We start from the raw sequence: 7,979 nt of genomic DNA on the forward strand, positions 1-7,979 counted from the left end.
AAAAACCTATATTTATCAGTACTTAACAAAGTTTTCTAGCGTTCCATTAGTGTTCCGTAGTGTTCCAAACCTTGGTCATAGCTGTTCTTTTGGTCATACTTCATTGCTTTTCAAAACCTCAATTTGTTTTATCAAAAAGTCTTTAATTTCGGTTCTTAATTTTTGGTAATTATCCCAATAACTGATTTTATAACGGATGCCTTTATTGCTGTAACCGCCTATTTGCTTGACATATTCCAACTCTAAAAGCACTTGTATGTTTCTAAAAATCTGTGTTTTACTAACATTTAATTCCTGTCTTATATCTCTTAAAATAAATTCTTGGCTGTCATTCTTTACATACTTTTTCAGTCGTTCAAAAAACTGTCTTAAACTGCCATCGAGTTCATCCACCTTTAAAACAATGCTTTCAAAAAGGACTTCCGTAGCCTGTTCTATATCCTCGATTTGGGTAATGAGTTGTTGCTCTTTGGTGAGCTGTCTTTGGTGTTGGTTCAAAAAGGTTACCTGTTTGATTACGGCTTGGTACATTTCGTTCAACCGTCTTATTTTATGGACTTTTTCGGGCAATAGTAGCTTTGTCGCATATGGGTTTATGACTTCGTAATGTGTCAGTCTGCGCACCATTTGCTGTATAAACTGAACCGCTTTTTGTTGTGCTTTGGGGTCTATTTCTCCCGCATTTCGTTTGTTTTGATGGGTGATTATTCTTTGGGTCTGTTCCTTGGATTCATCGACTGCAATCAAAAAACTACGGCTCATATTATCCTCGTAAGTCTCGCCTTTGGTGGTTGCCGATAAACTGCTGAACTGTCCTTTTACTTCTTTCTTTGCCGATTTATTGTTTCCTTTTTTATCTTTTATACTTACCGAACTGCTTAAAAATTGGTTTGATATCAGTTCCCGAAGCGCATACAAGGCATCTTCTTTGAGGCCGTCCAGATCTTCGATGATGATGATTTTTTGGAACAGATCAAACTCGCCCCAGTTGTACAAACTGCTTTCGGTTATTCGGGTAAATCGAAGTACGTCTTCCCCTGGCATCAGGTCTGCAATTCTGCTGATAATGTGGGTTTTTCCGCTACCGCTCGAACCTTGTACAATGGCGTGGATTGGGCTTTTATTGAGGTAACTGATGATAATTAAGAACAATAATAATCGGCTGTTTTCCTCGCCAACTATGCCCGCTTTGCCTATTTGTTCGTTGAGTCTTTTTAGTAAATCTTCTCCTTTTAAAAAGTCAACTACATTCTCTAAATTGGTGTTTTGCGTTGGTTCTGCAGTAGGTTTTTTGGTAGTGGTTTTTGTTGTAATATCTTCAATAGAAAAAGAAAAATTCAGTTCCTTTCTTTGCTCTAAAAGCTCCGTAAATATCTCGGGTTCGTGAAGTTGCAGGGTTTCGTTGATGTCTTTATTGGGCAGTTCGATTGTAGTTATTTTATATTGTCTGAACTGTTCTGCGTATTTTTTTATGGCTTCATTTCCTGCATTGTCATTGTCAAAAGCAAAAATGATTTCTTCCAGTTCTGTAAGTTCTTGGATGGTTTTTTGGATTTCTTCGTTTAATCCGTTTGTTCCGTAGCACGCCAATAGACTGTAATTTTCTGCTATTTCCGTGATTTGTAGCAGGCTTGCACAGTCAATAATACTTTCGGTCAGGATTAGCTTTTTAGTGGCTGGATTTGGGTAATTTGGATAAAGTCCGGAACGGTTTTTTAAATAGAAGTGTTTCGCTTCTTTCTCGTTTGTCGTACTTCTAAAATATAAGCTAACGATTTGATTTTCTTTGTTCTTCAGCGGAAAAACAATTGATTTATTTCCAAAGACATTAAAGGCTTTTTCGCCTGTTTTACTGATGATGTTTCTGTCCAAAAGCAATCCAACGGCCAGACAATTATTGATTAAAGTTTCGTCTCTTCGTGTTCCGTGGTGGAACTGACCGCCATTAAAACCGATACTTAATTTTTCCAGATCTAAATTTCTTTGTTTGCAATATTCCCTTGCTGGCGGACTGTTGAAGATTCCTTTTCTAAAACTCTGGAACATCTTTTCTAAAAACAAGCTTTTGTCTTCCGTGATGGTTACAGTTTGAACTTTTAGAACACTTGGAACATTTGTAATTACTTGGCCAATCATTGCTGTGCATTTTAAAATCGCTTCTCGTTTGGTCAGCTTTTCATAATCCTGGACAAACTGGATCACATCGCCTTTTTTATCGCAAGCGTGGCATTTGTATTTATTTTGGGTTGGGTTAACTTGTAAGCTCGCTGTTTTATCATCGTGGAATGGACAACGGAGCATATTGTTTTTGTTGGGCTGTAAGCTGTAATTTTCTAATACTTGGGTTAAGGATAGATTTTGTTTGATTTCGGATATTTCCATTGTTGAAAAATAATTTATTTATCTTATTTGAGTAAAACTACTCATAATTGATAATATAACAATTTATACAGAAAGGAAAGTTATAAACACATAAGATATAATTTAAACGTATTAGCTTATCTTTGTTGATATTATCACTGTTGATAAATATCTAATACGATTGTTATGACTTTAGGAGAACGCATACAAACATTAAGAAAAGACAATAGTTTAACCCAATCTAAACTAGCAGAAAAAATTGAACTTTCAGTACCTCAATTAGTCCGTTATGAAACTAAAGGAGTTCAACCTCCTGCAGATGTATTAAGTAAATTAGCTAATGTTTTTGGAACCTCTATTGATTATCTCGTAAACGGAACCATTCAAAACAAAGCAGAAGAAGCAATTGACGATAATTTGCTTTTAAAACAGTTTAAAGCTGTGGAGCAAATGAAAAAAGAAGATAAAAACGTAGTTACCAAATTAATAGATGCTTTCATTCTAAAAGCTAATTTGCAACAACAACTTTCTTAAAAACAAAAAACCACTTCGATTTGAAGTGGTTTTTTTGCAGGCACAGAATGCAATTCTGTTGTTGCTTAATAATTTTTTAGTTCATCACTCAAATCCCTAGCAAATTCATCTAAACTTACTATAAAACCTGATTTTCCATTTACGGGAAATATATTAATTAAATAATTTTGTGAAGCAATTAAATCAAAGATTTCATCTTCCAAATCATCTAACGTTAATTTTTTAGGTCTACATTCTTCCCAACCGTTAGCCAAGTTTGAGTCTATATATTCAAGTTTTGGCCAAAAAGAAATCATCACATTCTCATCAATATCTGACAAAGCGTAATTTCCATCCATATCTGTAATAGTCCATAATTCTTCAAAGTCTGCAACTTTTTTTACAAAATATCTGTACCTATCAAATGGTGTTAATTTTATAACGTTATCAAATTCTTTTGCATTCATAAATTAATTTGGATTTTCTTTATTTTTCTTTCCATTATTGTCATATTTGTGCTGCCTTCTGTGTAAATCTCTATCCTGTAACTTCGAATTTTTATAAGAGTAACCTTTAGCTGCTTCTTTTCCTCTCGAATGAGCTAAATCTTTACCTGGCGGATTACGTATTGTTTTTCTATTTCCTGTAGCAACTTGTCTTTGCTCAGACTTTATCCACCCCTTGTCAGATTTACTAACTTTAGGATCTTTACCTATCTCCGTTAAACGTGCTTGCTTTCCAGATCTTCCCTCTTTTAAAAGCTGTTTAGCGTCACTTGCTTTATCGGCTTTTTTAACCGCATCAACTGCTTTATCTCCACCTTTAAATATCTTTTTAAGAGTTCCACCACTAACTACTGGAAGTAAAGCTCCAACAATCATATAACCAGCATCTGAAGCATTAGCATCAGTTCCGTCAATATGTTTGGGCTTACCATCATACATCCCTAGTACTCCACGAGTAACAGTTGTTACTGCTACAGCTATATCATCAACGTCAGTCCAACTTAAAATATCTCCTAATCCATCAACACAACTTGGGCATCTTCCATCTGGGTCGTCAAAACTTACTGGATTATTATAGCCATAACCATAAGGATTTAGATTATCTGTGTTGTATATTCCTCCTCCAACTTCTGCATCATTAATAATAGCTAAATATACTTCATCTTCATCATCAGGGTCAACATCTAAATTATCGTGAGCAAATTTAAGGTCGTTAAATAAAGGATCTATTTGTGTCCAGCGTCCAAGTGCTGGGTCATAATTTCTCCAACCATAGTCATAAAGATTCAGCCCCAGCTCGTCTTGGAGTTCTTTGCCGTTATACTTATATTTTAATGCTTGGTTTGTAGAATTAATAACGCTACTGTATCCCATTTGTTTTAATCCAAAAGGGTAGTAATTATTTGACTCTTTAACCTGAAGACTATTATTATAACTCAAACGTACATTCCCTAAATGATCTTTGTATTGAAACACATAACTATAAACTCCCGCATTATTTTCTACATACCCTTCAGCTGTTGGGAAAAATTGCAATATCCCACCACCGTACTGAAAGCCACCTAAATAATCCGTAGTGGTCGTACTTGCAGGGGATGTTATTGTTACTATTTTCTGTGCCTTTTGTCCCGTTGCATTGTAAAGATATACAATGTTTCCTGTAGTTCCAAAAGTTATTTTGGTAGGCAGATTCAGATGATTGTAAGCGATGGCAGTGATGTTTTTATTGACATCGGTTGTCATGTTGCCATTGGCATCATAAGTATAATCATCCCCTGCATTTAAGCCATCAATAAATCCAACGGTTTTGTTAGAGCCATCACTTACTTTAAGAAGCTGGTTATTGGTATTGCTCGCCCCATAGACGTACGTTAAATTATCAATTGCTGTTGCTGCCGCATCTGAATTTCCATTGCGTAGTAGTGTTTTTATGTTACCATTCTTGTCGTAGGTTAAATTTTCATTGTACGCATTGGTTGTTACAGCAGATTTTTGATAAGTTGTGTTTTTCAAACGGTTTAAATTGTCGTATTGATAACCATAAGCACGCACTAAAGGATCTGATACACTACTCCAGTAGGTTTCAGAGATGTTGCCATTGTATAATGGATTTACATTTGAGATACCTGTAGTTGAAGTATTGTAATTTATTTTGAAGGCAAACAAATCACTCGGATCAGAGCCTTGTTGTAACGCAGTTGTGTTGTTAATACCTGTCATCCAACCCCTAATATTATAGCTGTAATCAATTTTTTGTGTAGGAGCGGCTGTCGTGTTCCCCACTTTTTTAGAAATAAGTTGTCCTAATTCATCATAGGTGTTAGCCGTTAATAACTGTGCTGTTCCTGCATTTATTTGATGGGTATGTGTCAGCAATCTTCCTTGGGCTGAATAGGTAAAAACTTCTGTTGTTTTTAATTCGGTATCAGTAGAAAGTCGTTTGTGGTAGGTTATGCTGTATTGAGGCACTCCTGTAAAATCCAGTCTGCTGTCTGCATAGGTATATCCTCCAAGGTAATTTTTGCTGTAGGAACGAATTGGCCTCGCTTTAGCATCATAAAAAGTAGCTGCAGTTTCTCCTAATATTGCCGTACTGGTGGTCAATGCTCTTGTCCAAGAACCTGTAGCCAAACTTTTTACCTGTCCTGTTGTGAGTACCGTTTGTGTTTCAACAGTTGTAGGGATAGTAGGAACACTTGGAAAAACGTAGTTATCATAATAATTTACCGTGAGAAGCTTGAAAGCTGTTGGAGCTATAGCATTGCTATAATAAGCTACAATACCATCAATAGTTCCCGAAGTCTGTTTGCTCTCATAGAGAACAGCAGCACTATTTTGTCCGTCTTGCAGGGTTTTTCGACCTGCAGTAGTTGCGGCTGTTGTTGTCATCCATCCTGTATATATAGGTCTGCTAATAGCGTCGTACTTAGTAATCAACCAACCCACAGTTGCCACATCACTAAATGGAGATGCAGCCGGACCGATTGCCACAGGTCTATCGAGTTTGTCATAAACAATAAATTCCCATTGTTTTCCTGGTAATTTTTTTTCTACCAATCGGTTGCGGTAATCGTATTTGTATTGGTAACATAAATCGTTTAGTTGGGTAGTTGGGTTGCTTACCAAAGGAGGAATTACATAGGTAAGATTCCCATATTGATCGTATACATAGTACGTATCGTGAACTGTATTTACAGTATCTGTCCCCACAATTCCATAGGTTCTTTTTAAAACAACTTGACCTTCCTTATTTTTGAATTCCACTGTAGAACCAGATATTTCGCTAGGGGTTGCGGTGGTATTTTCATCATAGGTTATAGTTTTGTATAATTGATTAATATCATAAAAAACAGTACCGGTACCGTTTCCTAAACTGATGTCATACAATCCGAGAGTAAGATTCCAAGTAGCTGATGCAGTATAAAGTTTTACATCATTTACTATATTGGTCTGATAATCCAGTTTTATCGTGTGATTGTTTGCCATTGCCCAATCATTTCCTGGGGCAGCTTGTTTGAGTACCCTGTTTAAAGGAGAAGCTTCAAACGATTTTTCGCTAAATGGATTCGTTGTCGACTCCAAGTTGGGATTTCCATTTTGCGTAGCATTTGGGGTAGCATAATAGGATAAAACATTTGCTTTACCGTTGGTGTCAAAGGCCATATTACTGATTGTGCCTTTAAAAGGTAAATAATCCTTGATTTGTCGTCCAAATGCATCATACTCCATATAGGTTACAATATCTTTACTCGAAGCTGATTGTTGGTTGCCTATTTGTTGTATAGGCCTGCTCAGTCCGTCAAAATAAGTAATACTGACCTGAGCCTTATCAGGAGTAGGTGAAATAAAAGGAATTGATGTGGATTGTTTGTAATTTCTTGTTATAATATAGTTTAGATCCTGCGAAGGGGATGCTAAACTACTACAATCTATACTGGTGCCTTTTATTAAAGGACAGTTATCTGTATTATTTAGCACATAATTCCCAGTTGGTTTGATGCATTGTTTTATAAAATTTAGAGGATCTCCAAATCCATCCAAATCATCATCAATATACCACTTAGTATTGGGATTTAACACGGCATCTGCATCGTTACAATCGGTATTGGTGGTCGCGTAACCGGCTGGTTTTACACTGTAATATATACTTACATTTGAATTTCCGAAAGTATCCCCATCAATATCTTGATAAAATGTTTGTGGGGCTATATTAGTAATATTGACTGTGGTATCGTTATAATCGCTAGTATTGCGAACATATCCTGCAGGTTGTGTACAACTTGCGGTAGTGGGTGTACTCACTCCAAAACCATCTCCATCGGCATCTCGATACCAAACCGTATTGGGATTTAGGCTAGCATCAGCATCATTACAGTCGATATTGTTGGTCACATAACCCGCTGGTTTTACACTGTAATACACTGTAACAGTTGGGCTACCAAAAGTATCGACATCGGCATCTCTATAAAATGTCTGAGGAGCTATATTGGTAATATTGACTGTGGTATCGTTATAATCGCTAGTATTACGGACATACCCTACTGGTTGCGTACAGCTTGCCGTAGTGGGTGTACTCACTCCAAAACCATCTCCATCGGCATCTCGATACCAAACCGTATTAGGATTTAAGGTAGTATCAGCATCATTACAGTCGGTATTGTTGGTCACATAACCCGCTGGTTTTACACTGTAATACACTGTAACAGTTGGGCTACCAAAAGTATCGACATCGGCATCTCGATAAAATGTCTGAGGAGCTATATTGGTAATATTGATTGTGGTATCGTTATAATCGCTAGTATTACGGACATATCCTGCTGGTTGCGTACAGCTTGCCGTAGTGGGTGTACTCACTCCAAAACCATCTCCATCGGCATCTCGATACCAAACCGTATTAGGATTTAAGGTAGCATCAGCATCATTACAGTCGGTATTGTTGGTCACATAACCCGCTGGTTTTACACTGTAATACACTGTAACAGTTGGGCTACCAAAAGTATCGACATCGGCATCTCGATAAAATGTCTGAGGAGCTATATTGGTAATATTGATTGTGGTATCGTTATAATCGCTAGTATTACGGACATATCCTGCTGGTTG

Annotated in this window: 4 protein-coding genes; 1 reads left to right on the forward strand and 3 read right to left on the reverse strand. The window is 36.7% G+C overall.

What is annotated here, in order from left to right; translation table 11 throughout:
* Positions 1-93: 93 nt before the first annotated feature.
* A complete protein-coding gene (locus ACM55F_RS14620; protein ID WP_416854549.1) occupies positions 94-2,382 on the reverse strand; it encodes a CHC2 zinc finger domain-containing protein in 2,289 nt (762 codons plus the stop codon).
* Between the two features lie 165 nt (positions 2,383-2,547).
* Here ACM55F_RS14620 and ACM55F_RS14625 point away from each other — a divergent pair, with 165 nt between their 5' ends.
* Positions 2,548-2,895, forward strand: coding sequence for a helix-turn-helix domain-containing protein (locus ACM55F_RS14625; protein WP_416854550.1), 348 nt, complete (start codon positions 2,548-2,550; stop codon positions 2,893-2,895).
* Between the two features lie 65 nt (positions 2,896-2,960).
* Here ACM55F_RS14625 and ACM55F_RS14630 read toward each other — a convergent pair whose 3' ends face one another.
* Together ACM55F_RS14630 and ACM55F_RS14635 are read right to left on the reverse strand one after the other, a co-directional pair.
* Positions 2,961-3,341 carry a DUF2750 domain-containing protein gene (locus tag ACM55F_RS14630; protein WP_416854551.1) on the reverse strand — a complete coding sequence of 127 codons (381 nt, stop codon included), beginning with the start codon at positions 3,339-3,341 and terminating at the stop codon, positions 2,961-2,963.
* A 3-nt stretch (positions 3,342-3,344) separates the two neighbouring features.
* Positions 3,345-7,979: DUF6443 domain-containing protein (locus ACM55F_RS14635; RefSeq protein WP_416854553.1), on the reverse strand; the 4,635-nt coding region annotated here is incomplete at its 5' end.

It is taken from the genome of Flavobacterium melibiosi, assembly GCF_048158545.1.
Lineage (GTDB): Bacteria > Bacteroidota > Bacteroidia > Flavobacteriales > Flavobacteriaceae > Flavobacterium > Flavobacterium melibiosi.